We start from the raw sequence: 23,224 nt of genomic DNA on the forward strand, positions 1-23,224 counted from the left end.
GCACGCCGATAGTAGTTGGGGGATCGCCCCCTGCAAGGATAGGACGTTGCCACGCGTATATGGAGGATTAGCTCAGTTGGGAGAGCGTCTGCCTTACAAGCAGAGGGTCACAGGTTCGAGCCCTGTATCCTCCATTGAGCCCTTAGCTCAGTTGGTAGAGCATCTGACTTTTAATCAGAGGGTCGACAGTTCGAGCCTGTCAGGGCTCATTCGCCGCGAGGCGATTGAGATTATTATTGAAGATGATACTGACTATGCCGACTTAGCTCAGTTGGTAGAGCACCTGTCTTGTAAACAGGGGGTCGGAAGTTCGAATCTTCTAGTCGGCATTATTATGCGGAAGTAGTTCAGTGGTAGAACATCACCTTGCCATGGTGGGGGTCGCGGGTTCGAATCCCGTCTTCCGCTTAATACCGAAAGGTATTAAGTTAAGTCAATTAAGTTATTTTGCACCCATAGCGCAACTGGATAGAGTGTCTGACTACGAATCAGAAGGTTGTAGGTTCGACTCCTACTGGGTGCATAGTAACGGGAAGTAGCTCAGCTTGGTAGAGCACCTGGTTTGGGACCAGGGGGTCGCAGGTTCGAATCCTGTCTTCCCGATTAAATAAGAATATTTTATTTAACACTTCGCGGTGTAGCTCAGCTGGCTAGAGCGTTCGGTTCATACCCGAGAGGTCGAGGGTTCGATCCCCCCCGCCGCGATTTGGACTTGAACTGGACCTTTAGCTCAGTTGGTTAGAGCAGACGGCTCATAACCGTCCGGTCGTAGGTTCGAGTCCTACAAGGTCCATTTTTGGACATTGATACAATGCGATATGGAGGATTACCCAAGTCTGGCTGAAGGGAACGGTCTTGAAAACCGTCAGGTGGGTAAAACCACGCGAGAGTTCGAATCTCTCATCCTCCTTTTTCTAATTATCGCGGGATGGAGCAGTCTGGTAGCTCGTCGGGCTCATAACCCGAAGGTCGTTGGTTCAAATCCAGCTCCCGCAATATTTGGTTCGTTGGTCTAGTTGGTTAGGACGCCTCCCTGTCACGGAGGAGATCACGAGTTCGAGTCTCGTACGGACCGTTTAAATGGCTCGGTAGCTCAGTCGGTAGAGCAATGGATTGAAGCTCCATGTGTCGGCGGTTCGATTCCGTCCCGCGCCATTGCTTAACCTCATATAAATGCGGGTATAGTTTAGTGGTAAAACCACAGCCTTCCAAGCTGTTGTCGCGAGTTCGATTCTCGTTACCCGCTTTATATGGGCCTATAGCTCAGCTGGTTTAGAGCGCACGCCTGATAAGCGTGAGGTCGATGGTTCGAGTCCATTTAGGCCCATTTATGGAGAAGTACTCAAGTGGCTGAAGAGGTGCCCCTGCTAAGGGTATAGGTCGCGCAAGCGGCGCGAGGGTTCAAATCCCTCCTTCTCCGTTTTATATGACCCGTTGGTCAAGTGGTTTAAGACACCGCCCTTTCACGGCGGTAACATGGGTTCGAATCCCGTACGGGTCATTGCAGAGACTTATCTGCAAACTTAATTTTATATTCTATTATCGCGGGATGGAGCAGTCTGGTAGCTCGTCGGGCTCATAACCCGAAGGTCGTTGGTTCAAATCCAGCTCCCGCAATATTTGGTTCGTTGGTCTAGTTGGTTAGGACGCCTCCCTGTCACGGAGGAGATCACGAGTTCGAGTCTCGTACGGACCGTCCGGTAAAGCCTTCCCGTGAGTGGAAGGCTTTTTTGGTGCCGTTATGTTTATGAAACAGCGAACGCGGGCGGTGTTCACCGGTGTCGTTGACGGGCATGCGGCTGATTGGCGCCGGTTACACATCATAGCAGAGCAACTTGATTAAGCAGATACGAAAGGCCACCCGACGACTGTCAGGTGGCCCTTTTGACGTCTCAGCGTTGTTGGAGAAAGTGACGTAACTGCGGATCGTGAGCGTACAGGTATAAGCCGTGCACGCCGCGTTTCATTAAAACGTTGATTGAATTGAGCACTAATTGCTGTTTGATGGCGGTAACCTGGTGGGGATCTAGGTCATCACGCCGTTTAAAAGTTTCTACATCGGTATATTTTGTCAGATCAACCGTTAAGCCTTGAGCCGTTAGCCGGATCGGTGGGCCCAGAATTACCCCCACGTAGTTTAAATCAAAGCCCTGACAGGTATAGATGGACCCAACCTCATCGATGGTCTGAGGGAGTTCCGCCCAGGGCGTGGTCGTGTAATTATATTGGTCCCAGGGCAGGTGAAACCGGCCTTCCGTAACGTAGTGTTTTCCGCCGTCTAAGGTGGACGGATAGCCCGATGTCGCCACGATTCGCGATAACCCGACAGTGCGGTTCCGCGCAACAATGGCTTGGCGCATGGCTTCGGCATCATCAAAGACGCGTAGATCATAATGGGGGCCACCGGTTGCGGGCAACGGCCGTAACTGGTGATGCGTGAAGGCGTTGATCCACCGGACGAGGGCGTCACTTGCTTGCATCCGAAATTGATGGGTCAAGCGGTAACTTTGGTGCGGGTAAGGGGCTAACAGCGCTTCTAAGCGTTGCGCCGTCCAGAAACTCTTGAAGCGTAAAACCTGAGTTTCGTCGAAAACCAGAATAATGACTTTAGCGGTGGCTAACAGCGACGTTAATTGGTTAGTGCCGTAGAAGTTATTGTAATGGTCCGCTTGGGAGAGTAACAGGTGGGCTTCGTCGATCACTAAGACGTCAGCCGTGGTCTTACCCAGAGCAATCTGATTGATCAGCGTGGTCGGCCGCTGAAAGTCCTTTTTGAACAGGTGGGCTTGGGATCCCGCAATGGCGCGGTAAACCTTTAAGAGTTCTGGATGATTGACCAAAAAGTAGTTGGTGGTCCCCGCTAAAGGCGAATTCGGCGCTGTGCGGGCGCGGACCTGTAGCTGGTCAAAAAGGTGCGCTAAGACCACGCTTTTGCCGGTTCCCGCGTCCCCGTAAAGCGTAAAAATAGCAGGTTGAGGAGTCGCCAGATGCGTCGTGGTGAAATCAAGTATCCTTTGTACCAAGCGGGCCTGGGACGCCGTTAAGGGTAAAGCCGGTGAAATTTTAGTTGTTGCTGCGTTGGCGGATGAAAACGACACGCCATCGCCACCTTTCATGAAGTCATAGGATCATTGTAACGCGCGGCAGCTAAAAATAAAAAGGTCCCGGCAATTTCCGGAACCTAGTTGGTTGATTAGTGGGTGGCTTTTGTGGCTAAACGCTGATATCCCGCCGCGTGATAGTGATTGGCACTGGTGGCGTAAATGTCGAGTGGCGCAAACGCCGGGGAATGCCGCCACAGAGAGAAGGCTTGACCGTCGTCCCAGAGGGTCAACAGAACGTAACTCCCACTATCGGTGGTCTTGGTCAGCACGTACAGGGCCCGCATACCGGCGGGTAACGGATTGGCGGCCAACCGGTTGAGTTTCGCGTCAAACACGTCGGCGGTGTCCGGATCGAATTTGAAATAACTGAAGCTAAAGAAGCCGCGCCAATCGGTGGCGCCTTGGTGGAGCTTTACGCGATAGTCGAGATGCGTGGTGAAGAAACTGGGTTGACCGGAGACATCTAATAATTGAAGGCCTTCAGCATCACCGGTCGAGCTACCTAAGAGGATCAGGTGACGGTCGGGATGCGCGGCGATCAGTTTAGTCAGAATTTCCTTACTACCAAACGTTACTGCAAGATTTTGTAACATAACGACTCCCTCCTCGTTGTCAATTCCATTATACTCCCAGCCACCGGTGGACCTGAAACGTTTACACCTTTAAAATACCGCGCTAAACTAAGGAAGAACCATCTAACGAAAGGGTGAATGTCATGGATTTAACGGTTTTAGGATGTTACGGGGGGTACCCGTATAATGGCATCGGAACCAGCAGCTACCTGATTACGAGTGGTCAGTATCATTTGTTACTCGATTGTGGGAGCGGGGCGTTAACGGCCCTCCAGCGCTATCTGGATCCACTACAACTGGACGCCGTGTTGTTAACGCATTACCATCACGACCATACGGCGGACGTCGGGGTTTTACAGTACCTGTGGCAACTGGCGCCGGGCGCGAAAAAAGAACCCGTCTTACCCATTTACGGGCACACCGCTGATGCGGATGCCTTTGCGGGGCTGACCTGGCCAAATGCCACCAAGGGTGTCGCCTACGATCCCCAGCAGCAATTGACCCTGGGTCCCTTGACCGTAACGTTTGGGGCTACGCATCATCCGGTCCCGGCCTACGCGCCCATCATCACGGAAACGGCCACCGGCAAACGGCTCGCTTTTACGGCCGACACGGCGGCTTTCCCGGCACTAGCCACCTGGGCGCAAGGCGTTGATCTGCTCCTAGCCGACACGAACTTTTATGCGGATCACCAGGGAACCGCCTGGCATCTGACTTCGACGCAGGCCGGGCAATTAGCCCACGAGGCGGCGGTTAAACGTTTGTTGTTGACACATCTGCCCCAAACGGGTTCGTTAGCGCAGTTACAGGCCGAAGCCCAGGCCGCAGCGGGGGCCGCAATTCCAACGGCGGTCGTGCAAGCGGGCACCACGTACCGAATTTAACCGGCCCTACGATTAAATTTGGCACAATGGGTTACTTTCTGACGTTAATCATGATATAATGGTTCTTATAAAATATTAGTTATATAAGGGAGGCCACCACCATGACTGTGATGCTCTATACGACCCCAAGTTGTTCTTCTTGCCGCAAGGCGCGCCAATGGCTCGACGCCCACGGTATCGTGTACCGTGAGCAGAATATGTTGACGGCCCCCTTGACGATTGCCGATATTAAGGCCATTTTACGGTTAACCGAAGAGGGGACCGCGGAAATCATTTCGACGCGTTCAAAGGCCTATCAGGACCTGGCAGGCACGTTGGACGATTTACCGTTACAGGCACTCTATGACTTGATTCTAAAGCACCCGACGTTGCTGCGGCGCCCAATTATCCGGGACGACCGGCGATTACAGGTGGGGTATAACGACGAAGAAATCCGCCGCTTCTTACCCCGACAGATTCGGGAGTTGGCGCGGTACCGTGCGCGTCAACGGGCAGAAGGCTAAAATAAGCTGAATTAGTTGCATCTAACTGGATTTGTGAGAGAATACTACTTGCAGTCCAGTTTTTTAGTGAGCATTACTTTACAAGCCATTAAAAACGTTTAGAATGAGTATCAAGGACAATACCCAACCCATGAGAAAGGGGTGTTATTCATGGAAATGGAACGGATCAACGAAAATACGATTCGCGTGGTTATCGGTAACGATGATTTAAGCGAACGCGGGATTACCGTCCTGGATCTCCTGGGTAATCACAAACAAATCGAAAGTTTCTTCTATAGTATTTTGGAAGAAGTCGATGTTGATCATCAATTCCAAGACAACGATGCGGTCACTTTCCAAGTGTTGCCTAATCGGAACGGTCTGGAATTGTTTATCAGTAAGAACGTCGACCAAGATGCCGAGAACAACGATGAACAAGGGGATGCCAGCGTCGATGCGGAGCACCCCGATCAAGTCTCGGATCAGTTAAAAGAACATTTACTTGAAAAAGACGGCCAAAAGGATATCTTCTCGAGTATGAAGATGCCAGCGGCTAGTGAAACCAACGATGTTGCGGATTACCTGAACGACGACGATCAACCAACGGTGTCGCAAGTCGTGAAACTACATTCCTTTGAAGATATGGTCAGTCTCGCGCGTGTGTTGCATTTAGATAGTGCCGCGTCGAACCTGTACCGGTACAACGGCGACTACTACTTAGAACTAATCTTCTTTACCAACGAAACGTCACGCGAAGCCATCAAGGATGACCTTGCGGTGGCGTACGAGTATGCCGACCGGTCCCAGATGGCGTCCGACGTGTTAGCAGAACACGGCGAACTCGTCATGGAACACAGTGCCTTGGAATTAACGCGGTTCTATTTTATTGAGACAAAATAGGATTCGTTAGGAGTCGGAAACGTTGATTTAACGGCGTTTTCGATTTTTTTATTTCCCATTAAATCCTATATTTTCCTATAAAAGGAACAAAAAAGGAACAAAATTGGAGAATTCGGTCGAATTTTGTTCCTCAGTCGCTGTATCCCTTGTGTAGTAGGGAATACAGCGATTTTTTTGTTTTAAAGTAACAGGAACAAAATTATTCGGCTAATTTATCCATCATGGAAATAATCTTGGATTGGCCATCCTTAGTTCCGTTATCGTAAAAGCGGGTCATCCGCATGTCGGTGTGTCCCATAATCTTCATGACGTCGACGGGATCGTCAGCGCCTGGAATTGAAAACGTTGCGAAGGCGTGGCGCATCATGTGGGGAAAGATGTGCGCATTGTTGGTAATGATAACGCGCTTGTGCTCAGGGATGATACTGTCATCCGTTTGTTTTCCCGCAGCGTTCACGGATTGGACTCGGGCAACACCGTCGCTGATAGTGCGGTCAACGATAACTTTAGAACCATCACTGTTTGAAACTTCGGCACCGGTGACATCTCCCATGATATTCTTAATCACTTTTACTTGATTAGAGTTACCTTGTGTCTTGCCAGCTACCAACTTGTACAGAACATGTCCATCGTGGCGAATAACTACGCGATGGTTATCTTTATCATCGACGTAAATATCACCTGTGGCATAGACACCAACTCGTTGCCCCATGCCTTCGGAGATCTCATCAAAGATGTGATTGAGACGGGTATAGTTCCACGGCGTTGCATCTTTATTTACGAATATAAAGCTGTCTGACGTAAATTGTTTATCAGCATCCAGATATACCTGACGAGAGTATTTAACCGCTTCCTGGAGCAACTGATAGGTCTTAGACGAGATGGGAACGTCACGGACCGCGGCAGGGGTCTTTGTGGGGCCGCCCTCTGGCTTCCAGTGAGTCCGCGCAATTTCTACATGAACGTGATCCGAGAAGATATTTTTAGGTTGCATCCCTAGGATTTCTGCATGACGAAGAGCAACTAAAGACAAGTAGAATGAGGCGAGTGCCATGGGAGAGAGAACACGTTGCGCCGTTTTGATGGCGTAGATATACTTTTCCTTTGAAATAGCACTGTTGCGAATACCAATGCCTTCTTTTACACGGAGATTGCGTAACTTATTGCTGGGGATGACACCGGAGTATACGGCATCATTTAGCATGGTTGACAGATACCCCTTGATTATGCTGATTGTTTTGGAAGAGTACCCGACTCGGCCAGCAGAGCGCTTAACTGTCTCAAGTTCGAGAATATAGTTCTGAAAGTTTTCACGATTAATATCACGCAGTTTTGCATTGCCGAATTTTGGCAAGATATAACTTTCAAATTTCTGAACGTAATTGTGATAAGTGTCAGGGGACCAGTATGATTCGTTGCGTCTTAACCATTGCTTGTAATACTCCAGGACGGTAACGTTACGTGCTACGCCGTTTCTTAAATGTAATTCACGTTCGGACCGATTGGCCCAGTCGATGGCATCAGCAGAATTGTCAAATCCTTGTTGGTGCAGTCGGGTTTTAACACCCATGACGGTGCGATAAAAATTCACACCATATTTTCTACCATGAGTATTCTCATAAACAAAAATACGAGTGTCTTTCTTTAACTTTTTCATTTTAATTTTCTCCTCTCAAAAGTTGCCGGGCTAGGCGTTTTTGAGATAGGTCTTTCGGAACCACCTCCTTTAGGTTAGAATTAGATATGTTAAGGGAACACACTTATATGTGTTGCTTAAAACTAGCCAGTGAACAAATTCGCTGACTGATATGTATTTTGGTATGCGCATCCAACTTCTTGGCGGGAGGGGATGCGCATTTTTTATTGTTGGTTAAGACTGCTATGCAGCGTGATGAGTTGCGTCATTTTCTGACTTATGATTGGCACGTAAATGCCAAACGAAGAACCCAACACCGATAATCAGTGCCAACCATGCCCAAATTACGAGGTCAGCGTAGATTCCGACATCTACTAAGCCGATAATCCAAGCAAATACCATCATCACTAGTGATGCGATGTCGCCGCCCATTTTAGTGGACTTTTTGGTAGACAGATATACGATCCCACTAGCCAAATAAAGGATAGCGACAAACATTCCCGATGTACCAGAAGCATGTTGCCCACCTTCGATGGCATCGCTGACTCCGACAGCAGATGATTGAATAAAAATAAATACCGACAGGATAATCATCAAAATTCCTGTTACTAACTTTGTTGTTTTCAAGAAAACAACCCCCTTATGTAATCAGCTTTTAACGTCATCAGTATTTGGACGATTATTACATTAATAGTGCTATCGCTATCATTTAACGCCACAAGCTCGTTTAACGATTAGTCTTCGTACATAGGACCAATCAACGTAAGGGGCTGCCCACTCGGGAACTTTGGCAATGCGTAGGACGCCTTCTTCGGTGTCTGTATCTGCATAATCATCGATATTGTTATCGGCAAACATTAATTCTACCATGAAACAATTTGCTTCATATTCCGTGCCATATAGAGTACGCGAGTATAGGGTAGATTCCTGCAAGAAATCTGCATTGTCGTCATGACTACATCGATCATGGCCAAGTTCGTGACCACAAGTTATTTTTTGTTCTGTTGAGTTTAATCGAGAATTTATAGTAATAGATGAAACGCCATATATTTTTGTACGAAACCCCATAATATTTTCACCAAGGTCACAAAAATTCACAGGGATATCCAGATCCTGACAAAGCTCTAAGGGATCATTAGTTTGATACTTTTTGACTAAATCTACTACCATTCTTCTAATTTGACTGCGTTGCATTAATCCACCGGCTTTATTTATCGTTATTTTCGCGATTGCGCTTACGGCTCAATAGTAACGATTGTCGGGCTACGTTTTCAAGTGAAATCTTTAATAACTCAGCATCGTCTTCATCAACGGGAGAGCCGTTATTTTTTAAAAACGCTAAGGAATTTTTGTTGGAAAGTCCGCTTATCATATCGTCTACGACTTTATGTATATCCATCTCATCCTTAGCAGTAAAACTTGGTGTATTAGTCCTACCAAGAAGATAATCTGTGGAAACTCCAAAATAATCAGCAACTTTTTGAAGTCTTTCGGCCGAAGGGGACTGCTTACCCCATTTTGAAATAGAACCATTAGCAAAGTTAAGCGTCCGTTCAAGTTCAGCAACAGTTATATGATGCTTAGCTGAAAGTTCCTTTATTCTGTCTTTTAGCGAGGGCATAGTAATACTCCTTTTATTAGCTGATAAAAATCTAATTTATGCTTGACTCGCTGACAATAATCTAATATACTGAATTTGTGCTTGGGAAGGGCACACAGAATTATTATCTAGCTCATCATGAAATATACCCTGTTATTGGGCTATTTCGTATGCTCTAATAATAGATTATTATCTATTAATTGTCAATGAGGCTTGATGAAATCAGTAGAATATTTTCTATTTAGGAGGTGGAAGTATGGCAATTGATATTTACCAACGTATTCAAAAATTAGCAAAGCTTCGAGGCACAAGTATTTATCGAATCGAACATGATGCAGGACTTGCCAACGGTATTATTTACAAGTGGAAAAATAGCAATCCTAACTTCGACAGCATTACTAAAGTTGCTAATGCGTTAGGTGTTTCAATTGAATATTTTACGAAAGGGGATGAGTAAAAATGAATAAGGTTACACCATTTGATTTTGAAGGGGCTCGTGTAAGAACGATTGTTGCTGATGGCTTACCACAGTTCGTAGCTCGTGATGTAGCAAATATCTTAGGTTATGCACGAGCTGCTGATGCGGTTAGAAAACACGTTGACGCAGAGGACAAAGGGGTCGCCGTTTTGGAGACCCCCGGAGGTAGGCAGAATTTGACTACTATCACCGAATCCGGTGTGTACTCGCTAATCATGTCGAGCAAACTACCGGCTGCTAAGCGGTTTAAGCATTGGGTCACCGGGACGGTTCTTCCATCTATTCGCAGCGACGGTGCGTACGTTGCACCCGACACGGCCGCCGAATGGCTGTCTAATCCAGATATGATGATTGCCGCACTAGAGCGCTACAAAGAGGCGAAAGCCGAGAATCAGCGACTCCACGATGAGAATGCAGTTATGCAGCCTAAGGCGTTGTTTGCCGATGCGGTGACTTCCTCTAAAGAATCCATTCTGATTGGCACGTTGGCTAAGGCCATCAAGCAGAACGGCATCGATATTGGTCAGAATCGTTTGTTCCGGTGGATGCGGGAGAACAATTACCTCAGCAGTCGCAAGGGTGATTCGTACAACACACCAACGCAACGGTCTATGGATATGAAACTGTTTGATGTCAAAGAAACTGTTGTAACCCATTCAGATGGGCGATCGACGGTCAGCGTGACCACCAAGGTGACTGGGAAAGGGCAGCAGTACTTTATCAATAAATTTCTGGGAATGGAGGACGAGGTTGAATGAACGAATTAGAAGCAAACCGTTCAACTTACCTGCAGGATTTTAGAAGAGAGAATCCCGTTAGCGATTTGTTTGGTGAAACAAGTCGACATGTTGGTGATGAGATTGTTGAACTCATGAAAAAAGAAGACTTAACGCATGATGTAGCATACGCAAGCCTTCAATACGCCTATAACAGGATCAAGTACGAATCTAATTTTTTAAAACTTTAGATCATAACAATAGGGGGGACTTATTTTGGCAGAACAAAAGAACATTGAACAAGAGCTTGTTGATTACATTCATGAATTGATTAATTCGGGTGATAAAACTCCAGAAATGGTAACGGCCATCACAGGACTATATGCGGTAATCATGGGTTTTTAGGCGAAGGAGAAATGCAATGTGTCAGATAGCAAAAAGAGTTTCACAGAAGAATGGCCCTCTGAAAACTCCAAAGTACAGCATGTTGAATTAGTGAGCGTGATTCAAGTTGACTCGATCATTGGAACTGGAACAGATAAACGTCCGATGCGTACGCTTCGGCAATTCTTTTCAAAGGAGGGAAAGTTGTTAGCGCAACATGATACGAAGGATAGTCTTTAGTCTTTATGGCGTTGAGATTGTTTATCGTCATCAATGCCTTGAATATCCTGCATAAGTTGTTCGGCATCATGCCGTTGAATGTACCAACTCTTAACGAGATACTCGATTAATTTAAGAAGCTTCTCAGATTCGTTATCTGAAATATCTACGATAAGATTAATGTCTTTTTCCATATGCGCACCGATATTACCGATACGTCTAACGGCATTAATTGTGTTCCAGACTGATGGAGTTACTTGATCCTGAATGTCATTAATTTCGTCATAAAGAGTATTTTCGTTAACACCAAAGTAATCACGAATCATTCCTTGTAAAGCGCGACGAGCCAATGTAGCCGAGGCTTTAGGGCTTAGATGAAGAATGGCATATGCTTCAGAATAATCGTTGCGTACGGCCTCAGGAACATATTCAGGTATCTGTTTAGCTTCAGAATTGGGATAGATATTAGTCTTAACATCTCTGTATTGATCACCTAGTCCTAGAGTATAAACCGTAACTTTATGACAGTTAGGACATCTATTCATTCTAAGCATAATCCGATCTGATGACGCAGGATCTACTGGAGAAAAGTCGAGTCTAGACATATCTCCACTCCTCCCAAATTCAAGGTGCAAGGATCTCGAAGTCGTTCCATCCATTAAGAAAGTGTGATTACAGAAAGGACAAACAGTGCTAGCCATATTTAAAGCCTCCAGATAAATTGATTAACTAAATTATATCGCAAAGAAGGTGGCAACATGCAAGATACCTCAGCAATCGGTGAGGTGGTCATTCAGACACTGCTGCAGGCTCTGATTCCAGAAGTAACAGCTAAGGTACAGGAACGCTTGCAACCACAAGATGACCTTCTCACTGCTAGTCAGGTCAATCGTGAGTATTACCACGTTGGCAATGATTTAACGCAAAGTATTGTGAATCAACACGGCTTTCCGCAAACGCCGATTCCGGGAAGCAAGTACCCCAAGTATTCGCGTAAGGCCGTTGAAAAATTTGTTGCTGATCACCAGGATTATCACATTTAAAATGCCGGGCTAGGCGATGGTGATTAGTGAAAGGAGTAATCGATATGAATATTGGATGGTATGTAACGGAATCCATCTCATTTGCATTTAAGTTTGGGTTTGTCCTTTTTATTGGTATTGAAGTGGGACGTTACGTTGAAAGACTAGGGAGCTGGAAGGCCGTACGTCACGAACTTTTTGATTAATTAGGAGGAAGAACAATGATGATCACAATCACAGACGATTATGCCCGCCAGATGGCATTGGATGCCAAGCGGGAGCAATTGAACCATGAAAGTTACATGATTGCATCGGCAATCAAAACGGCTGCCGCTGTAGGCAAGTCAGAAGCTACGGTGCGCGTTCACAATGAAATTTCAGAAGAATCTATCAAGAATCTCAGCCGCTATGGCATTCTCATCGCTAACACGGTCATGGACGCAAACAGCTTTAAGTACACCTTCACTATTGTGGATGCGAGTGACAAATGAGCGCGGTACTGATTTTTATTGTCGTATTCGGCATCGGTGGTGTCATAAGAGTTGGTTATGAAAGATGGTCAATGAAAAGAGGTGATCATCGATGGAAAAAGTAATCGTAGGCGAGAACGTTGCTTTGAATATTCGAGTGTTGATGGACGTTCGAAATGTTAAATATTCGGACATTCTAAGCGATGGTGCCGTATCGAGTACAACATTAAATAATCTGCGGCATGGCAATTTAAGTAGCGTTGGCGTGGAGACGCTACAGCGGTTGGCTGATGTGCTGGAAACAGACATTCCGTGGCTAATGACGCGTCATGAATTTATTGGAAAGGAGCAATCATCATTAAACCAGAGACGACACGTAATTTAAGACGGACGTATTTCCGTGAACTTAATTTGCGGACGTCAAAAAAGCCCGCTAGCGTTGCACCGCTAGCGAGCCTGACGACAATGCTCAAACAAAGACTTGTCTACTCCGATAGTAGACGGAAACGGAGGATTTTTCAATGATAAAACGAACTTTTGAAACGCTAATGGGCTGGTGCCTGAAGGGGGAGATTCGTCTCGCAAAGCTCTTTATTAATCACACCACAGTGGACCCGAGTAATCATGAAGGCCTTGAAGCTTGTTTCCGTGACCTGGATCAGGCGAAACGTCAATTGCTGGAATTGAAAACTAAGGGGGAAATCACATGGATGCACTAGAGCAGCACGATCTAGATGAAGCACAATCTACTGATACTGGCTTTAAGATTGACAGTCTCAGTTCAGCGACCTGGGCGATGCGCAAGTATCGTGCACTAGATACCAAAGATGCTGATGTTAAACAAATTGCTCAGGAGCAAATTAATAGCATTGAGAAGTGGCGCGATAACCAGCTACAGGCCAATAAGGATAGCCGTGGGTTCTTTGAGGGGCTACTTGGCGATTACCTGATGGAGCTTCGTCAGTCAGATCCTAAAGCACGGATTGAAACGCCGTATGGCACAGTATCAACCCGAAAAAAAGCGGCTGGTGTGAACTGGTCCGAAGATGCTCTGGTGAAGAGCATCAAGGAACAAGGGCTGAACGACTTGCTACGAATCAAGGAGGAACCAGATAAGGCGGCCATTAAGAAGCAGTTCCACTTTGTTGCGGGACGTTACGTCAACGAAGATGGTCAGGTGTTGGCTGGTGCCACAGAGCGGGAAGCGACTATGTCACTAGTTGTTAAGCCAATCAAGGGAGATTAAAAATGAAGACCAGCGATTCTATTAAAGAAATTGCGAAGTCCCTGCACGAATTCCGTACAAAGGTTAAGCAGCCAAAGAAGACGGCCGAGAATCCTTTTTTCAAGAAGAACTATGTTGACCTAGAAGGTGTACAGGCGGCCATCGATGAGGCATTGCCTGAAGGACTGAGTTGGGGGCAAGAGGCTACCTCTAATGATCACTCGGTAAGTGTATCGACGTTCATTATCCACAGCAGTGGTGAGTACATGGTTTTTGAGCCACTTACAATTCCTGCCGACAAGCGAGATGCGCAACGCTTCGGGTCCGCCGAGACTTATGCGCGCCGATACTCATTGTCGGCCGCGTTCGGGATTTCATCAGATGTTGACGACGATGGAGAACAGGCTAGCAATCATCAGTACCAGCAGAATGGAGTAAAGAGTAACTCGCGAAGCCAGCAAGCACGTCAATCCAATGGACGTAATGGTGGACAGAGTCAACCAAGTGTACGACCAATCAGCAACAGCCAAATGACTCAGTTAATGAAGTTATTTAAGTCTATGGCAGAGCTTGGCAAAAAAACTATTGCTGAGATTCAAAAGTTCTATCTCAGCAAATCAGGCGTTAGTGGGATTGAAAAACTAAGTTATGACCAAGGTCGCGAACTCATCGATGTGGTGTCCCGTCAGTTAAGCGATAAGGCGGATGGGAAGCCACAAGAAGGAGATGGTAATAAGTGATTAATCAAGTAGCACTAACCGGGCGTCTAACGCGGGACCCTGACTTACGGTACACGCAGTCAGGGCCGGCGGTAGGAACTTTCACCTTAGCCGTTGATCGGCGATTTAAAAATCAGCAAGGTGAGCGTGAGGCAGATTTCGTGCAGTGCGTTATTTGGCGTAAGGGAGCGGAAAATTTCGCGAACTTTTTCCACAAGGGGTCACTAGTAGGTATTGAAGGCCGAATTCAGACTCGGAATTACGAAAACCAGCAAGGCAATCGTGTATATGTCACTGAGGTGATTGTTGAAAATTTTTCTTTCTTGGAAAGCAGAAATCAGAGCAACTCGAATGGGGTGAGCGGGAACTCGCCGATGCCGCAGCAGACGCCGCCTTCGACTACTAATGATCCGTTTGCTAACACGGGCGACTCAATCGATGTTAACGATAACGATTTACCCTTCTGAAAACGAGGTGATTAAATGGCGCAACGAAGAATGTTTAGTAATCGTGTAACGGATAGCGCAAAGTTCCTAAAAATGCCGTTGAGTAGTCAAGCACTGTACTTTCATTTGGGATTACATGCCGATGATGATGGCGTAGTTGAGGCTTTCTCAGTCATGCGGCAAACGGGTGCCGTTGAGGACGACCTTCGTTTACTGATGGCAAAGGGATTCGTCACAGTGCTGAATGATGATCTGGTTTCCTACATTACGGATTGGACAGAAAATAATCGTATTCGGGCGGATAGGAAAGTTGATTCAATCTATAAGGATTTACTACTAAAAGTAATTCCCAATGCTGAGTTGACAGCCCCTAAACCGCGTGCTGACACAGGAAAGCTAACTGGACGTCCAGTGGACAACCAATGGACGGTCAATGGACCGCATAGGTTAGGTAAGGTTAGGTTAGGTAAGGTTAGGTTAGGTAAGTATAGGTTAGTTAAGGAGAGTGAAGAGAATAGTCCCTCACCTAGCAAACCCACTCCCACGCCCAAGAAGCCTAAGCCGGTAAGACACAAGTACGGAGAATACAAAAATGTCCTGCTGAGCGATAAGGATATGGAGAAGGTCCAAGCGGAATTTCCAGATTGGCAAGCACGGATTGAGCGTTTATCTAGTTACATGGCACAATCTGGCAAGTCATATAAAAATCATCTAGCGACCATTCGGAACTGGGCTAGACGTGATCAACGGAATAATCAAGCACAAGGAGGTGGTCAATCGTATGGAGGAGTCGACTTCTAAGGGGCCGATGCACTTTGCACTGCTGGACCAAGTTCAAAAGCTGAACCAAAAGTGCCCCACACACCACATCCCCATGATTCGACTACCAGGCAAGGAACCATTCTGCCCTGAGTGCCAGAAGGAGAAGATTGCACAACGTAATCAGAAGGTCACCCAAGATGCTGAGACCTACTGGCATCGGCGGAAGACAACAGACGTCCTGTCTCGAGACAGCATTTTTGATGACCCAGATTTGAAGACGGCAACCTTTGGAACCTACGATAAGGCCGCGAGTCCCGAAGCCGAGACCAATTGGAACATGGCTCGTAAGATTGCCTACGACTATCTTGCAGGAGCCAAGTACAACACGCTATTTACGGGACTACCGGGACGAGGTAAGTCGCACTTAGCTCTGGCCATGCTTAAGGCCATCAATGAGAACGCCAAGACACCAGTTTCGTGTTTATTTGTCAGCATTAATGAACTAATGCGCCTAATCAAGAGTAGTTTCGACTATCCCGACAGCAAATACACGGAACAAAATATGGTCGACCTTTTGGGGACCGTTGATTTTCTGGTGTTGGACGATTTGGGGTCTGAGAGTAGTTTTCAGCGTGCCAGTCGAGAGGCTAGTGAGTTTACCCAGAACGTACTCTTTGGCGTCCTTAATCGCCGGAATCGAACGATAGTGACTACAAACTTGAATAGTCGTGAGTTATCGGCCATCTATAATCCAAAATTGCTATCACGAATTGAAAAGGGAATTAAGGGGCATATCGTGAAGTTTACCGAGGTGACCCCGGACCGAAGGAGTGTGGAATTTTGAGTGAGTGCCCTTTATGCCACGGAACAAAGGTGATCCACACCATGTCGCCATTTGGCATGCAGGTGGGGCCGTGTCCTAACTGTAACGAGAATTTTAAGCGGCGAATGAAACAAGAATTTGAACACGAAAAGAGAGGTAATGAGTATGAGCAAGCAGCAAAAGCTAATTAACGTTGACCTGACTGAATTGGCTAACGGGGCTATTCAAGAGAAGCTGGATCACACCATGAAGGACGTGATGACCAATATTTTGAACCCTAACACGGACGCCAAGAAGAAACGGAAGGTCACAATCACCCTGACCATGGCGCCAAGTGAGAACCGGGATACGCTCACGTTAGATGCCCAAGTGAAGGCAGCGCTAGTACCGGAAAACGCGGCAACTACAACGGTGTTGGTTGGGCGTAATGATTCAGGGTACATCGAGGCCAACGAGTTGAAGAGTGGGGCCAAGGGCCAGACCTACTTCGATTCAACTGACAGCAAGCTTAAGACTGATACGGGCGAAGATGTTGACCAAGTCGAAAAAGAAGCATCATCGGCTAAGCCAGCGCCTAAGGTCATTGACTTTCAACAACAGAAAAAGGAGACGAACTAATTATGATGGACAAAGAATCTTTAGAGTTTTTACGCGATCAAGCAGTTAACGGGGCAGAAAAGGCCATTCAAGTGGACGACAAGGGCCGCGAGTTTATCGTTGGCGATAACGTTCATCACTACACGCCCAATGACATGCCTGAAGCCATCGAAACAAGTACACTGTCCAGCGTTGTGAACTTTGTAAAGCGTGTGAAGGACGCAGGGAGCCGTGGACAACTGCTGGTACAAGTCGTGAGTCCCAAACAAGTAATTGTTAAGTCGGCATTAGATGAATACGGTCGACGTGCAGAGTTTATGTTGGCCGAACCAACGTTTGAAGGTTTCCGCTTTGATAAGTGGTACGACCGTGAGTCGTTAAACATTGCTCTGCAGTCACAATTCGTGCCAACAGACGATCGAGCATCCCTGTTGAAGTTTATCGGGAACTACAAGGAGGCAACCGAAAACACGGCATCTGACGACGGCGTTATGCAGACCGCTACCGTCCAAACGGGTGCAGCTAACGTAGACACGGTCAAGGTTCCCAATCCGGTGTTGCTGGCGCCATACCGGACTTTTACCGAGGTAGAACAACCACAAAGCGAGTTTATTTTCAGGATGCAACAGGGGATGCAAGGTGGATTGTTTGAAGCGGACGCGGGTGCATGGCGCAGTGTTGCGATTGAATCCATTAAGGAATACTTCAACACGGCGTTTGTTGACTTGAAGCCAGAGACTGTAGTGGTACTTGGCTAATGCAACTATTCGGTAAGATTCGGCGTATATTCCATCACTATTTGATTATCGATTTAAATGATGTTGATCCGCCCGACCGGCGGCTCATCGAAAAGAACATCGGCCAACTGGTAGAAGTCCGATTTGATGACGGCCGTCACATTACTGCTGACCAACGCCGCAAGATTTACGCCATGATTGGTGAAGTTGATCGCTGGTGTGGTAATTACATCCCCGAATTGACCAAGAGCCAATTGAAACGTATGTACGCATTACGAAAGGGATTGTACGAAGACTTTTCGTTAAGTGATTGCTCAATTGAAACGGCTAGTCGGTTCATTGAATTTTTGCTGGCGTTCTGTTTCGAGAATAACGTGCCGTTTGCTAGTCGTACGGTGGACGCCATTCGCGAACAGTACGGCTGGGACATTCAGTGCTTAAAATTCCATCGGTGCATGATTTGTGGCAAACCGGCAGATATTGCCCATGTCCATGCAGTCGGCATTGGCCGGAATCGGAATCACATTTCTCACGTTGGTAACTCAGTCATGGCACTGTGCCGGGACCATCACCAAGAGCAGCATCGCATTGGAATTACAACCTTCATGCAGAAAAATCAATTAAAGGGTGTCCGGGTCACACCGGAAATTGCGGAGATGCTGCGACTAGGCAACTGGCGCACGGAGCAGGGTGAGCCGATTATCTCAACGGAGGAATAGGTGTTGGGATTGGCGGTAGCAAAATCATGTATATAACCGCTAAAGGAGTGAAAATATGAAGAATAAGTTGGCTGGATTTGCAGTCGCCGTTGTAGAGGGCACTCACTACGAAAGAACCTCTATTAATGGTTTGCTAGTTTACACCGCCCGGTGGCCACGCTGGGTAACTGGCGTCCATGCTGCACCTGTCTACGGGTCACTAACTGACGCTCGTGAGCGCTGTATGCGAGTTAATCGAGACGCCGCGCATCGCTACTCGATTATCTGTATTTGGAGGTGATCTTATGAGTAACCAAACTATACGGGAATTAATGCCGGAGCTGCATAAAGTTGAAAATGATTACGGCAGCATTAGCCGGGCACCCCAACAAGTCGTTGCTCGGATTCAAAAAATTGCGGCACCAATTAGATATGAAAATGGCTTTAAGGAACCACACCGCAGTAAAAAGATGATTGACGAGGCGCTTAGCAAGCTGGATACAAGCAAGATGACACTTAACGAAATTCAACTAGCTCTGAATGCTGATGAAAAGTTCACCTTTGGCGGCCGAGCGTTTGCTACTCGAAGCTCTGTGTATGGGTTCCTGAACAAACGGGGATTAAAGCGGCGGGAAGGAGTAGTACGCCATGATTGAACCACACGATAAGGTGAGTTGGCTAGAAGGTAAACGGCGCTATTACGGATTTGTTCGGTGCTTGGTGAGTCGTGCGGCCTACCAGACCGCCATGATTGAACATCAGAAAAAGTACATTGAGCTGCCACTAGAGCAACTCAGATTGGAGATTACACATGATTAAACGTGGGACAAAAATCATTTGGCATCGATCATCATTTGACAGTAAGGCGATGCGTCTACATCGAGATGGCCGCCTCATGATGAACGACGGTAATACGAAGGAACATCAGGTACACCATGGCCGGGAAGACATTAAAGGGACGTGCTTTGGTGTTGTACCGAGACCGGGTGGAAAAACTGTGATGGCTGTCTTCGAAGGAAGTACTGGAAAGATGTCAGAAGTGCCACTAGAACAGGTTACGGAGGTGGCCGAATGAGAATCGAATTTAAGCGGCTTGATAAATGTCGAGTAAGTAGCAAGCCAACCGGTCAGAAACGGGTAGATGGTACGCCGGTATTGGCCTCTGTCTTTGGGATGGAAGAGGTGCTGCACGTCTACGATTATGAAGGCGACAAAACGCCAACGATTTCAGCATCAGGCGTATGGTTGCACGCTGGCTGCATGTCGTTAAACCTGAACACCATTGTTCCGGGATCATTGAAAATTCGACCAGAAGTTGAGTTGGAGGTAGAGAAGTGAAGCGTAAATTAATTGTGGCCTTGCTTGTTGTTAGTACGGGAATCATGTTAGGCGGCTGTCAGGCTATTAGTAATTTGAAGTCGGACTTTACGCAGCAGACTATTGGTCTACCAATGACCGTTCAGACGTACGATTACGATGCGCAGAAAATCGATACTGTCCACGGTAAGTCGCTATCAATTAAACGAGATGCTGAGTTTGATCAGACGGATACGGAAGGTAAGACCATCAAGAAGTCTAGCGTGTTGGACCTGACTCTAGGGGGAAAGCAGATTACCCACGTAGGCAGCAGCCTTGTAGCCTATCAGGACGGTTTGACTAATGTACTGGACAAATACCCTAAGCGAGAGAACGTTACGAATGGTGACAGTTCAATCCCATTTATGAATCGTTTTGTTAATCGGTGTCAGAATGCGTTCACGGGCGCCAGCAAGGTGATTTTAATTCGTACGCAAACTGGGAAACCAATTGCGACCTTTGCGGGTAAGACAGTTAGTTATAAGGCGACCAGAGTTCCCAGTAGTACGTCGTTACTGATTAATGGCAAGCGGCTATTTATCTACCGCTGTGACTTCACCATCTACACGATGGATTCGTTGGGGGTGTAGTAAATGGGGAAATTAAGACCAGAAGAAAGTGAATTTAACCGATGGTGGTTATCACACTTTGACAATGAGAACTATAAAACTATTTGCTTATTTGAACATGGAAAAAAGGTAAAGGAATATACCACGACCAATAAAGAGTATAGCGATATTGAGGATGCAGCAGATGCGCTTATAGTTGCTAATCAATTTGGACTGCATGTTACCAGCGTCGGTGTTAATGGCAATCGATTCAAAATGTTAAATGGCCGTGTGAGAAAAATTGCGAGCGTTTAAAACTGATTAGAAAGGAATGACAAGTGTGATAATCCGTAAGAAGCCAATCACGTTAGATGCTTGGCGTGCAATCGACTTATCCATTGATGATGAAGTCCCGGTTTGGGTATTCAATGCCATGGCTAATCGCAAAATTAACGAAGTGCCCAATGGTGGGTGGAACATCAACACACTTGAAGGCAAGATGCACGCCAACTTGGGTGATGTTATTGTGCGTGGCGTCGATGGTGAATTGTATCCGATTCGCGAGGATATTTTTAAGCGAACGTATGACGTAGTTGGCGGTGACGAACATGGCGAGAATTCATAATTTAAAGGTGCTACCGGAGTATTTCGAAGAACAAATGGCAGGAAGAAAGCGTTTTGAAATTCGCAAGAATGATCGTGATTATCAAGTAGGTGACCAACTAAACCTACGCGAATGGGATGGAAAGAAGTATACCGGATTTTGTTGGATTGTCTGGATCACCTATATGACTGACTATCAGCAGAAACCAGGATATGTGGTTCTTGGAACAACTTCGGAAAACCATGATCTTCTAGGAGATTATGGGCATAATCACGATTGATTAGAATTCTTATTTTATGTAGGAGGCAAAAAATGAAAATTGTTGATAATCAGGCACATGCGATGGTAAAGAGCTACGGTGTCGGCGACGTGGTTCAAGATGATTCGTCTACTTACATGATTGTTCAGACGGATCAAGGAGACTATACCGTTGTTGATCTTGCTGATGGCACAGCAACTGGGACATTCAGCGGATTGGATGAACTGTACAGCGAAACGCACCGCGCTGGTGAACGAAAGGTAATTGCAACCGTAATGATTGAAAGAGACGCGGTTTAAGATAATCTAATTAAAGCTTTTAATTTATGGAAGGGACAAATATTTTGAACGAAACTAAGGAGCAAAAAGAGTGTCCATATTGTCACGGTGATTCACGGACACTTATGGACTCAGAGACTAGCGAAGCGGACGTATGGGTATCAGGCCAATCATTGTACGTCTGGGTATATGACAAGTGTGGCGTTCGTATTAACTATTGCCCTAAATGTGGGCGAAGACTTGGATAAAATTAGGTGGTGATTCTATGTGGGTAGTTCTCTATGAGGATGAAGACGGTGCTGTTGTAGTTGGCGTGTTTGAGAGTCAAACCGAAGCAGCTTTGTACTGTGTAAAGAAAAATGAAGGTAGTGCTGACAATAATTTTGGCTATGAGTATGGTGAAATCGGTGGAGACGAAAATTATTAGGGGGATGCGACTTGAAGAGATCAACCGTTAGAAAGGTGGAGGACATCCTTCGGGACTATCCCAAGATTGACAAGTACATTGAGCGGCGGGAGGAAGAACTACGCTACCCGATGACGCCGGACGACGAAAATATTGGCGGTGGTCGGGCATCATTTAGCCGTAACGAAGCCCCATTGCGGACCATTATCACGATTGATGATGATCGCCGCATTAATGCACTTAAACGTCAGCGAACCATCGTGGATAATTGCTTAGACGGTGTGGGACACGATACTGAGACGATTATTGCCGAGTTGTATTTTCGCCGACATCCACGGTACACGTTAACTGGCCTAGTTGACAATGATCTAGTAAGCGTTGGAAAGGCGAAGGCCTACGAGTTGCGAAATGGGTTCATTGAGGAGTGCGCGGCGGGGTTAGGATTGTACGATGTTTAGTCGTGGAAAAATTCGAGAAAACTGAACCCCGTTTTGATGGTAAATTTGTAGCATGAGATGATTGGTAATCGGAGACGATAAGCTGACTTGGTTCTGGTGGCGGAATAGGTAGACGCTATGAGAAGTAGATGATTGGATGCAGCCTTCTTAGAAAGTCCAGAGTGCACATCCTGTAGGGTGCAAATCCCTACCCAGAACATAGAAACGATTAACCGTAATTGTAGACGAACTACGCCCGTAACATAAAAGGGCGCCAGGGTTTGAATCCCTGGATTACCGTTATGTGGTGACAACCACGCAGTAAGCAACTGCGGTGCTAGTTGTCAAAAGCGAGTCTGCTGTATACGGCGGCTTGGGATAGTGGAGCGGGTAACCTCACCCACATTGCTTACTCTAGTGGCGGAAAAGGTAGACGCAGTGGGAGAGTGACATAGGTTTGGAATAAGGCAATGGTAAATGGCGGCGCATAAATGGTCCGAGTAGTTGCCAACCTACAAAAGTAAACGGATAGTAATTCTCCCGTGGAGTAGTCAATGACGACCATATCCGCGCCTAAGCCGTTTACAACATGTCATGCGAGGTGCAAATCCTCGCCTAGAGGTTTGCCCGGCGTGGCAAGAGACTTTGTGATTTGGTTCATAGTTGTTTTCCCCTTATGTGTCCGTCACCTGGTGGTTGATAGCGGGTCCAATTCCCGTTGACGGTATAGCAGTCAGGTCTAACAGAGCCTGATTGTGACTGTAGGTGTGTGGTCATCTAGTTGCCAGTCGAAAGACTGGTTTTGGATTGGTAGCTCAATGTAGAGCGTTCATCTCCAGGAGGATGAAAGATAGTGGTCCGA

At 46.6% G+C, this 23,224-nt stretch carries 37 protein-coding genes and 18 tRNA genes; 48 read left to right on the forward strand and 7 right to left on the reverse strand.

Annotated features, from left to right (window positions below; genetic code table 11):
• Positions 1-61: 61 nt before the first annotated feature.
• From FD25_RS07525 to FD25_RS07610, 18 genes are all read left to right on the forward strand, one after another.
• A tRNA-Val gene (locus FD25_RS07525) sits at positions 62-134 on the forward strand.
• A gap of 2 nt (positions 135-136) precedes the next feature.
• Positions 137-209 (forward strand) — tRNA-Lys (locus FD25_RS07530).
• A gap of 47 nt (positions 210-256) precedes the next feature.
• A tRNA-Thr gene (locus FD25_RS07535) sits at positions 257-329 on the forward strand.
• Positions 330-336: 7 nt separating this feature from the next.
• A tRNA-Gly gene (locus FD25_RS07540) sits at positions 337-408 on the forward strand.
• 41 nt (positions 409-449) lie between these two features.
• Positions 450-523 (forward strand) — tRNA-Arg (locus tag FD25_RS07545).
• 6 nt (positions 524-529) lie between these two features.
• Positions 530-603: transfer RNA gene (locus FD25_RS07550), tRNA-Pro, on the forward strand.
• A 28-nt stretch (positions 604-631) separates the two neighbouring features.
• Positions 632-705, forward strand: a tRNA-Met gene (locus FD25_RS07555).
• Between the two features lie 14 nt (positions 706-719).
• Positions 720-793, forward strand: a tRNA-Ile gene (locus tag FD25_RS07560).
• Positions 794-820: 27 nt separating this feature from the next.
• Positions 821-910: transfer RNA gene (locus FD25_RS07565), tRNA-Ser, on the forward strand.
• A gap of 12 nt (positions 911-922) precedes the next feature.
• A tRNA-Met gene (locus FD25_RS07570) sits at positions 923-996 on the forward strand.
• Between the two features lie 5 nt (positions 997-1,001).
• A tRNA-Asp gene (locus tag FD25_RS07575) sits at positions 1,002-1,075 on the forward strand.
• A 7-nt stretch (positions 1,076-1,082) separates the two neighbouring features.
• Positions 1,083-1,155 (forward strand) — tRNA-Phe (locus FD25_RS07580).
• Positions 1,156-1,175: 20 nt separating this feature from the next.
• A tRNA-Gly gene (locus FD25_RS07585) sits at positions 1,176-1,246 on the forward strand.
• A gap of 6 nt (positions 1,247-1,252) precedes the next feature.
• A tRNA-Ile gene (locus FD25_RS07590) sits at positions 1,253-1,327 on the forward strand.
• A gap of 5 nt (positions 1,328-1,332) precedes the next feature.
• Positions 1,333-1,420: transfer RNA gene (locus FD25_RS07595), tRNA-Ser, on the forward strand.
• A gap of 8 nt (positions 1,421-1,428) precedes the next feature.
• A tRNA-Glu gene (locus FD25_RS07600) sits at positions 1,429-1,501 on the forward strand.
• Positions 1,502-1,543: 42 nt separating this feature from the next.
• A tRNA-Met gene (locus tag FD25_RS07605) sits at positions 1,544-1,617 on the forward strand.
• Positions 1,618-1,622: 5 nt separating this feature from the next.
• Positions 1,623-1,696, forward strand: a tRNA-Asp gene (locus tag FD25_RS07610).
• 196 nt (positions 1,697-1,892) lie between these two features.
• Here the strand turns inward: FD25_RS07610 and FD25_RS07615 are convergent.
• The gene (locus FD25_RS07615; protein ID WP_057803038.1) at positions 1,893-3,116 is read right to left on the reverse strand and encodes a DUF2075 domain-containing protein; all 1,224 of its coding nucleotides are present in this window, start codon (positions 3,114-3,116) and stop codon (positions 1,893-1,895) included.
• A 77-nt stretch (positions 3,117-3,193) separates the two neighbouring features.
• Positions 3,194-3,697: an antibiotic biosynthesis monooxygenase gene (locus FD25_RS07620; protein WP_057803039.1), complete on the reverse strand. Its 504-nt coding sequence runs from the start codon at positions 3,695-3,697 to the stop codon at positions 3,194-3,196.
• Positions 3,698-3,819: 122 nt separating this feature from the next.
• Here FD25_RS07620 and FD25_RS07625 point away from each other — a divergent pair, with 122 nt between their 5' ends.
• From FD25_RS07625 to FD25_RS07635, 3 genes are all read left to right on the forward strand, one after another.
• Complete coding sequence (locus tag FD25_RS07625; protein ID WP_057803040.1) at positions 3,820-4,560, forward strand: MBL fold metallo-hydrolase; 741 nt, start codon at positions 3,820-3,822, stop codon at positions 4,558-4,560.
• A gap of 101 nt (positions 4,561-4,661) precedes the next feature.
• The gene (spxA, locus tag FD25_RS07630) at positions 4,662-5,063 is read left to right on the forward strand and encodes a transcriptional regulator SpxA (RefSeq protein ID WP_057803041.1); all 402 of its coding nucleotides are present in this window, start codon (positions 4,662-4,664) and stop codon (positions 5,061-5,063) included.
• Positions 5,064-5,213: 150 nt separating this feature from the next.
• Entirely contained in the window at positions 5,214-5,942 is a 729-nt protein-coding gene (locus FD25_RS07635; protein ID WP_057803042.1) for an adaptor protein MecA, read from the forward strand.
• Positions 5,943-6,141: 199 nt separating this feature from the next.
• Here the strand turns inward: FD25_RS07635 and FD25_RS07640 are convergent, their stop codons facing one another.
• The 4 genes from FD25_RS07640 to FD25_RS07650 all read right to left on the reverse strand — a co-directional run bounded on the left by FD25_RS07640 (position 6,142) and on the right by FD25_RS07650 (position 9,199).
• On the reverse strand, positions 6,142-7,599 hold the full coding sequence (locus FD25_RS07640) for a site-specific integrase (protein WP_057803043.1): 1,458 nt from the start codon (positions 7,597-7,599) through the stop codon (positions 6,142-6,144).
• A 222-nt stretch (positions 7,600-7,821) separates the two neighbouring features.
• Positions 7,822-8,205 carry a hypothetical protein gene (locus FD25_RS07645; RefSeq protein ID WP_057803044.1) on the reverse strand — a complete coding sequence of 128 codons (384 nt, stop codon included), beginning with the start codon at positions 8,203-8,205 and terminating at the stop codon, positions 7,822-7,824.
• A gap of 78 nt (positions 8,206-8,283) precedes the next feature.
• Entirely contained in the window at positions 8,284-8,772 is a 489-nt protein-coding gene (locus FD25_RS13905) for an ImmA/IrrE family metallo-endopeptidase (protein WP_083484118.1), read from the reverse strand.
• A gap of 13 nt (positions 8,773-8,785) precedes the next feature.
• On the reverse strand, positions 8,786-9,199 hold the full coding sequence (locus tag FD25_RS07650) for a helix-turn-helix domain-containing protein (protein ID WP_057803045.1): 414 nt from the start codon (positions 9,197-9,199) through the stop codon (positions 8,786-8,788).
• 235 nt (positions 9,200-9,434) lie between these two features.
• Here FD25_RS07650 and FD25_RS07655 point away from each other — a divergent pair, with 235 nt between their 5' ends.
• Genes FD25_RS07655 through FD25_RS07670 form a run of 5 tightly spaced genes read left to right on the forward strand, consistent with a single transcriptional unit; the run spans position 9,435 to position 10,996 of the window.
• Positions 9,435-9,635: a helix-turn-helix domain-containing protein gene (locus tag FD25_RS07655; protein WP_057803046.1), complete on the forward strand. Its 201-nt coding sequence runs from the start codon at positions 9,435-9,437 to the stop codon at positions 9,633-9,635.
• Positions 9,636-9,637: 2 nt separating this feature from the next.
• On the forward strand, positions 9,638-10,414 hold the full coding sequence (locus FD25_RS07660) for a phage antirepressor (protein WP_057803047.1): 777 nt from the start codon (positions 9,638-9,640) through the stop codon (positions 10,412-10,414).
• A complete protein-coding gene (locus FD25_RS07665) occupies positions 10,411-10,623 on the forward strand; it encodes a hypothetical protein (protein ID WP_057803048.1) in 213 nt (70 codons plus the stop codon). The genes FD25_RS07660 and FD25_RS07665 overlap by 4 nt, the downstream gene beginning before the upstream one ends.
• 25 nt (positions 10,624-10,648) lie before the next feature.
• A complete protein-coding gene (locus FD25_RS14395; protein ID WP_263862338.1) occupies positions 10,649-10,777 on the forward strand; it encodes a hypothetical protein in 129 nt (42 codons plus the stop codon).
• Between the two features lie 18 nt (positions 10,778-10,795).
• On the forward strand, positions 10,796-10,996 hold the full coding sequence (locus FD25_RS07670) for a hypothetical protein (protein ID WP_057803049.1): 201 nt from the start codon (positions 10,796-10,798) through the stop codon (positions 10,994-10,996).
• Here the strand turns inward: FD25_RS07670 and FD25_RS07675 are convergent.
• The gene (locus FD25_RS07675) at positions 10,993-11,580 is read right to left on the reverse strand and encodes a DUF4145 domain-containing protein (RefSeq protein WP_225428575.1); all 588 of its coding nucleotides are present in this window, start codon (positions 11,578-11,580) and stop codon (positions 10,993-10,995) included. The two genes, FD25_RS07670 and FD25_RS07675, sit on opposite strands and share 4 nt — an antisense overlap.
• Before the next feature lie 153 nt (positions 11,581-11,733).
• Between FD25_RS07675 and FD25_RS07680 the strand changes: the two genes are divergently transcribed.
• The 22 genes from FD25_RS07680 to FD25_RS07780 all read left to right on the forward strand — a co-directional run bounded on the left by FD25_RS07680 (position 11,734) and on the right by FD25_RS07780 (position 22,383).
• On the forward strand, positions 11,734-12,018 hold the full coding sequence (locus FD25_RS07680) for a hypothetical protein (protein WP_057803050.1): 285 nt from the start codon (positions 11,734-11,736) through the stop codon (positions 12,016-12,018).
• A 200-nt stretch (positions 12,019-12,218) separates the two neighbouring features.
• Positions 12,219-12,488, forward strand: coding sequence for a hypothetical protein (locus tag FD25_RS07685; RefSeq protein WP_057803051.1), 270 nt, complete (start codon positions 12,219-12,221; stop codon positions 12,486-12,488).
• Positions 12,489-12,579: 91 nt separating this feature from the next.
• The gene (locus tag FD25_RS07690; RefSeq protein WP_057803052.1) at positions 12,580-12,852 is read left to right on the forward strand and encodes a helix-turn-helix domain-containing protein; all 273 of its coding nucleotides are present in this window, start codon (positions 12,580-12,582) and stop codon (positions 12,850-12,852) included.
• A 136-nt stretch (positions 12,853-12,988) separates the two neighbouring features.
• Positions 12,989-13,186, forward strand: a complete 198-nt coding sequence (locus FD25_RS07695) for a hypothetical protein (RefSeq protein WP_057803053.1) — start codon at positions 12,989-12,991, stop codon at positions 13,184-13,186.
• A complete protein-coding gene (locus tag FD25_RS07700; RefSeq protein ID WP_057803054.1) occupies positions 13,174-13,713 on the forward strand; it encodes a host-nuclease inhibitor Gam family protein in 540 nt (179 codons plus the stop codon). The genes FD25_RS07695 and FD25_RS07700 overlap by 13 nt, the downstream gene beginning before the upstream one ends.
• A 2-nt stretch (positions 13,714-13,715) precedes the next feature.
• Positions 13,716-14,432: an ERF family protein gene (locus FD25_RS07705; protein ID WP_057803055.1), complete on the forward strand. Its 717-nt coding sequence runs from the start codon at positions 13,716-13,718 to the stop codon at positions 14,430-14,432.
• Positions 14,429-14,878, forward strand: coding sequence for a single-stranded DNA-binding protein (gene ssb, locus FD25_RS07710; protein WP_057803056.1), 450 nt, complete (start codon positions 14,429-14,431; stop codon positions 14,876-14,878). Before FD25_RS07705 ends, ssb begins: the two co-directional genes overlap by 4 nt.
• A gap of 15 nt (positions 14,879-14,893) precedes the next feature.
• Positions 14,894-15,658: a hypothetical protein gene (locus tag FD25_RS14320; protein ID WP_057803057.1), complete on the forward strand. Its 765-nt coding sequence runs from the start codon at positions 14,894-14,896 to the stop codon at positions 15,656-15,658.
• The gene (locus FD25_RS07720) at positions 15,639-16,463 is read left to right on the forward strand and encodes an ATP-binding protein (RefSeq protein ID WP_057803058.1); all 825 of its coding nucleotides are present in this window, start codon (positions 15,639-15,641) and stop codon (positions 16,461-16,463) included. The genes FD25_RS14320 and FD25_RS07720 overlap by 20 nt, the downstream gene beginning before the upstream one ends.
• 144 nt (positions 16,464-16,607) lie before the next feature.
• Complete coding sequence (locus FD25_RS07725) at positions 16,608-17,060, forward strand: hypothetical protein (RefSeq protein WP_057803059.1); 453 nt, start codon at positions 16,608-16,610, stop codon at positions 17,058-17,060.
• A 2-nt stretch (positions 17,061-17,062) separates the two neighbouring features.
• Positions 17,063-17,797 carry a hypothetical protein gene (locus FD25_RS07730; protein WP_057803060.1) on the forward strand — a complete coding sequence of 245 codons (735 nt, stop codon included), beginning with the start codon at positions 17,063-17,065 and terminating at the stop codon, positions 17,795-17,797.
• Positions 17,797-18,495 carry a putative HNHc nuclease gene (locus FD25_RS07735; RefSeq protein WP_057803061.1) on the forward strand — a complete coding sequence of 233 codons (699 nt, stop codon included), beginning with the start codon at positions 17,797-17,799 and terminating at the stop codon, positions 18,493-18,495. Before FD25_RS07730 ends, FD25_RS07735 begins: the two co-directional genes overlap by 1 nt.
• 284 nt (positions 18,496-18,779) lie before the next feature.
• A complete protein-coding gene (locus tag FD25_RS07740) occupies positions 18,780-19,130 on the forward strand; it encodes a hypothetical protein (RefSeq protein ID WP_057803062.1) in 351 nt (116 codons plus the stop codon).
• Positions 19,123-19,293, forward strand: coding sequence for a hypothetical protein (locus tag FD25_RS14090; protein WP_157050057.1), 171 nt, complete (start codon positions 19,123-19,125; stop codon positions 19,291-19,293). The genes FD25_RS07740 and FD25_RS14090 overlap by 8 nt, the downstream gene beginning before the upstream one ends.
• 252 nt (positions 19,294-19,545) lie before the next feature.
• Complete coding sequence (locus FD25_RS07750; protein ID WP_057803064.1) at positions 19,546-19,812, forward strand: hypothetical protein; 267 nt, start codon at positions 19,546-19,548, stop codon at positions 19,810-19,812.
• Positions 19,809-20,420, forward strand: coding sequence for a DUF5052 family protein (locus FD25_RS07755; RefSeq protein WP_202814015.1), 612 nt, complete (start codon positions 19,809-19,811; stop codon positions 20,418-20,420). The genes FD25_RS07750 and FD25_RS07755 overlap by 4 nt, the downstream gene beginning before the upstream one ends.
• A gap of 3 nt (positions 20,421-20,423) precedes the next feature.
• Positions 20,424-20,693: a hypothetical protein gene (locus FD25_RS07760; RefSeq protein WP_057803065.1), complete on the forward strand. Its 270-nt coding sequence runs from the start codon at positions 20,424-20,426 to the stop codon at positions 20,691-20,693.
• 16 nt (positions 20,694-20,709) lie between these two features.
• Positions 20,710-21,003 (forward strand): hypothetical protein, encoded by a 294-nt coding sequence (locus FD25_RS07765; protein ID WP_146999954.1) that lies wholly within the window; start codon positions 20,710-20,712, stop codon positions 21,001-21,003.
• Positions 20,987-21,262: a DUF3850 domain-containing protein gene (locus FD25_RS07770; protein WP_057803067.1), complete on the forward strand. Its 276-nt coding sequence runs from the start codon at positions 20,987-20,989 to the stop codon at positions 21,260-21,262. The genes FD25_RS07765 and FD25_RS07770 overlap by 17 nt, the downstream gene beginning before the upstream one ends.
• Before the next feature lie 32 nt (positions 21,263-21,294).
• On the forward strand, positions 21,295-21,540 hold the full coding sequence (locus tag FD25_RS07775; protein WP_057803068.1) for a hypothetical protein: 246 nt from the start codon (positions 21,295-21,297) through the stop codon (positions 21,538-21,540).
• Positions 21,541-21,784: 244 nt separating this feature from the next.
• On the forward strand, positions 21,785-21,946 hold the full coding sequence (locus tag FD25_RS14095; RefSeq protein WP_157050058.1) for a hypothetical protein: 162 nt from the start codon (positions 21,785-21,787) through the stop codon (positions 21,944-21,946).
• A gap of 11 nt (positions 21,947-21,957) precedes the next feature.
• Positions 21,958-22,383: a transcriptional regulator gene (locus tag FD25_RS07780; protein ID WP_057803069.1), complete on the forward strand. Its 426-nt coding sequence runs from the start codon at positions 21,958-21,960 to the stop codon at positions 22,381-22,383.
• The last annotated feature ends 841 nt before the right edge of the window (positions 22,384-23,224 follow it).

The organism is Levilactobacillus acidifarinae DSM 19394 = JCM 15949, assembly GCF_001434835.1.
Lineage (GTDB): Bacteria > Bacillota > Bacilli > Lactobacillales > Lactobacillaceae > Levilactobacillus > Levilactobacillus acidifarinae.

Coding starts and splice junctions, on each gene's coding strand:
- FD25_RS07615 (WP_057803038.1), bottom strand. CDS start 3,116: ATGAAAGGTGGCGATGGCGTGTCGTTTTCATCCGCCAACGCAGCAACA.
- FD25_RS07620 (WP_057803039.1), bottom strand. CDS start 3,697: ATGTTACAAAATCTTGCAGTAACGTTTGGTAGTAAGGAAATTCTGACT.
- FD25_RS07625 (WP_057803040.1), top strand. CDS start 3,820: ATGGATTTAACGGTTTTAGGATGTTACGGGGGGTACCCGTATAATGGC.
- spxA (WP_057803041.1), top strand. CDS start 4,662: ATGACTGTGATGCTCTATACGACCCCAAGTTGTTCTTCTTGCCGCAAG.
- FD25_RS07635 (WP_057803042.1), top strand. CDS start 5,214: ATGGAAATGGAACGGATCAACGAAAATACGATTCGCGTGGTTATCGGT.
- FD25_RS07640 (WP_057803043.1), bottom strand. CDS start 7,599: ATGAAAAAGTTAAAGAAAGACACTCGTATTTTTGTTTATGAGAATACT.
- FD25_RS13905 (WP_083484118.1), bottom strand. CDS start 8,772: ATGCAACGCAGTCAAATTAGAAGAATGGTAGTAGATTTAGTCAAAAAG.
- FD25_RS07650 (WP_057803045.1), bottom strand. CDS start 9,199: ATGCCCTCGCTAAAAGACAGAATAAAGGAACTTTCAGCTAAGCATCAT.
- FD25_RS07655 (WP_057803046.1), top strand. CDS start 9,435: ATGGCAATTGATATTTACCAACGTATTCAAAAATTAGCAAAGCTTCGA.
- FD25_RS07660 (WP_057803047.1), top strand. CDS start 9,638: ATGAATAAGGTTACACCATTTGATTTTGAAGGGGCTCGTGTAAGAACG.
- FD25_RS07665 (WP_057803048.1), top strand. CDS start 10,411: ATGAACGAATTAGAAGCAAACCGTTCAACTTACCTGCAGGATTTTAGA.
- FD25_RS07675 (WP_225428575.1), bottom strand. CDS start 11,580: ATGTCTAGACTCGACTTTTCTCCAGTAGATCCTGCGTCATCAGATCGG.
- FD25_RS07680 (WP_057803050.1), top strand. CDS start 11,734: ATGCAAGATACCTCAGCAATCGGTGAGGTGGTCATTCAGACACTGCTG.
- FD25_RS07685 (WP_057803051.1), top strand. CDS start 12,219: ATGATGATCACAATCACAGACGATTATGCCCGCCAGATGGCATTGGAT.
- FD25_RS07690 (WP_057803052.1), top strand. CDS start 12,580: ATGGAAAAAGTAATCGTAGGCGAGAACGTTGCTTTGAATATTCGAGTG.
- FD25_RS07695 (WP_057803053.1), top strand. CDS start 12,989: ATGATAAAACGAACTTTTGAAACGCTAATGGGCTGGTGCCTGAAGGGG.
- FD25_RS07700 (WP_057803054.1), top strand. CDS start 13,174: ATGGATGCACTAGAGCAGCACGATCTAGATGAAGCACAATCTACTGAT.
- FD25_RS07705 (WP_057803055.1), top strand. CDS start 13,716: ATGAAGACCAGCGATTCTATTAAAGAAATTGCGAAGTCCCTGCACGAA.
- FD25_RS14320 (WP_057803057.1), top strand. CDS start 14,894: ATGGCGCAACGAAGAATGTTTAGTAATCGTGTAACGGATAGCGCAAAG.
- FD25_RS07720 (WP_057803058.1), top strand. CDS start 15,639: ATGGAGGAGTCGACTTCTAAGGGGCCGATGCACTTTGCACTGCTGGAC.
- FD25_RS07725 (WP_057803059.1), top strand. CDS start 16,608: ATGAGCAAGCAGCAAAAGCTAATTAACGTTGACCTGACTGAATTGGCT.
- FD25_RS07730 (WP_057803060.1), top strand. CDS start 17,063: ATGATGGACAAAGAATCTTTAGAGTTTTTACGCGATCAAGCAGTTAAC.
- FD25_RS07735 (WP_057803061.1), top strand. CDS start 17,797: ATGCAACTATTCGGTAAGATTCGGCGTATATTCCATCACTATTTGATT.
- FD25_RS07740 (WP_057803062.1), top strand. CDS start 18,780: ATGAGTAACCAAACTATACGGGAATTAATGCCGGAGCTGCATAAAGTT.
- FD25_RS14090 (WP_157050057.1), top strand. CDS start 19,123: ATGATTGAACCACACGATAAGGTGAGTTGGCTAGAAGGTAAACGGCGC.
- FD25_RS07750 (WP_057803064.1), top strand. CDS start 19,546: ATGAGAATCGAATTTAAGCGGCTTGATAAATGTCGAGTAAGTAGCAAG.
- FD25_RS07760 (WP_057803065.1), top strand. CDS start 20,424: ATGGGGAAATTAAGACCAGAAGAAAGTGAATTTAACCGATGGTGGTTA.
- FD25_RS07765 (WP_146999954.1), top strand. CDS start 20,710: ATGACAAGTGTGATAATCCGTAAGAAGCCAATCACGTTAGATGCTTGG.
- FD25_RS07770 (WP_057803067.1), top strand. CDS start 20,987: ATGGCGAGAATTCATAATTTAAAGGTGCTACCGGAGTATTTCGAAGAA.
- FD25_RS07775 (WP_057803068.1), top strand. CDS start 21,295: ATGAAAATTGTTGATAATCAGGCACATGCGATGGTAAAGAGCTACGGT.
- FD25_RS14095 (WP_157050058.1), top strand. CDS start 21,785: ATGTGGGTAGTTCTCTATGAGGATGAAGACGGTGCTGTTGTAGTTGGC.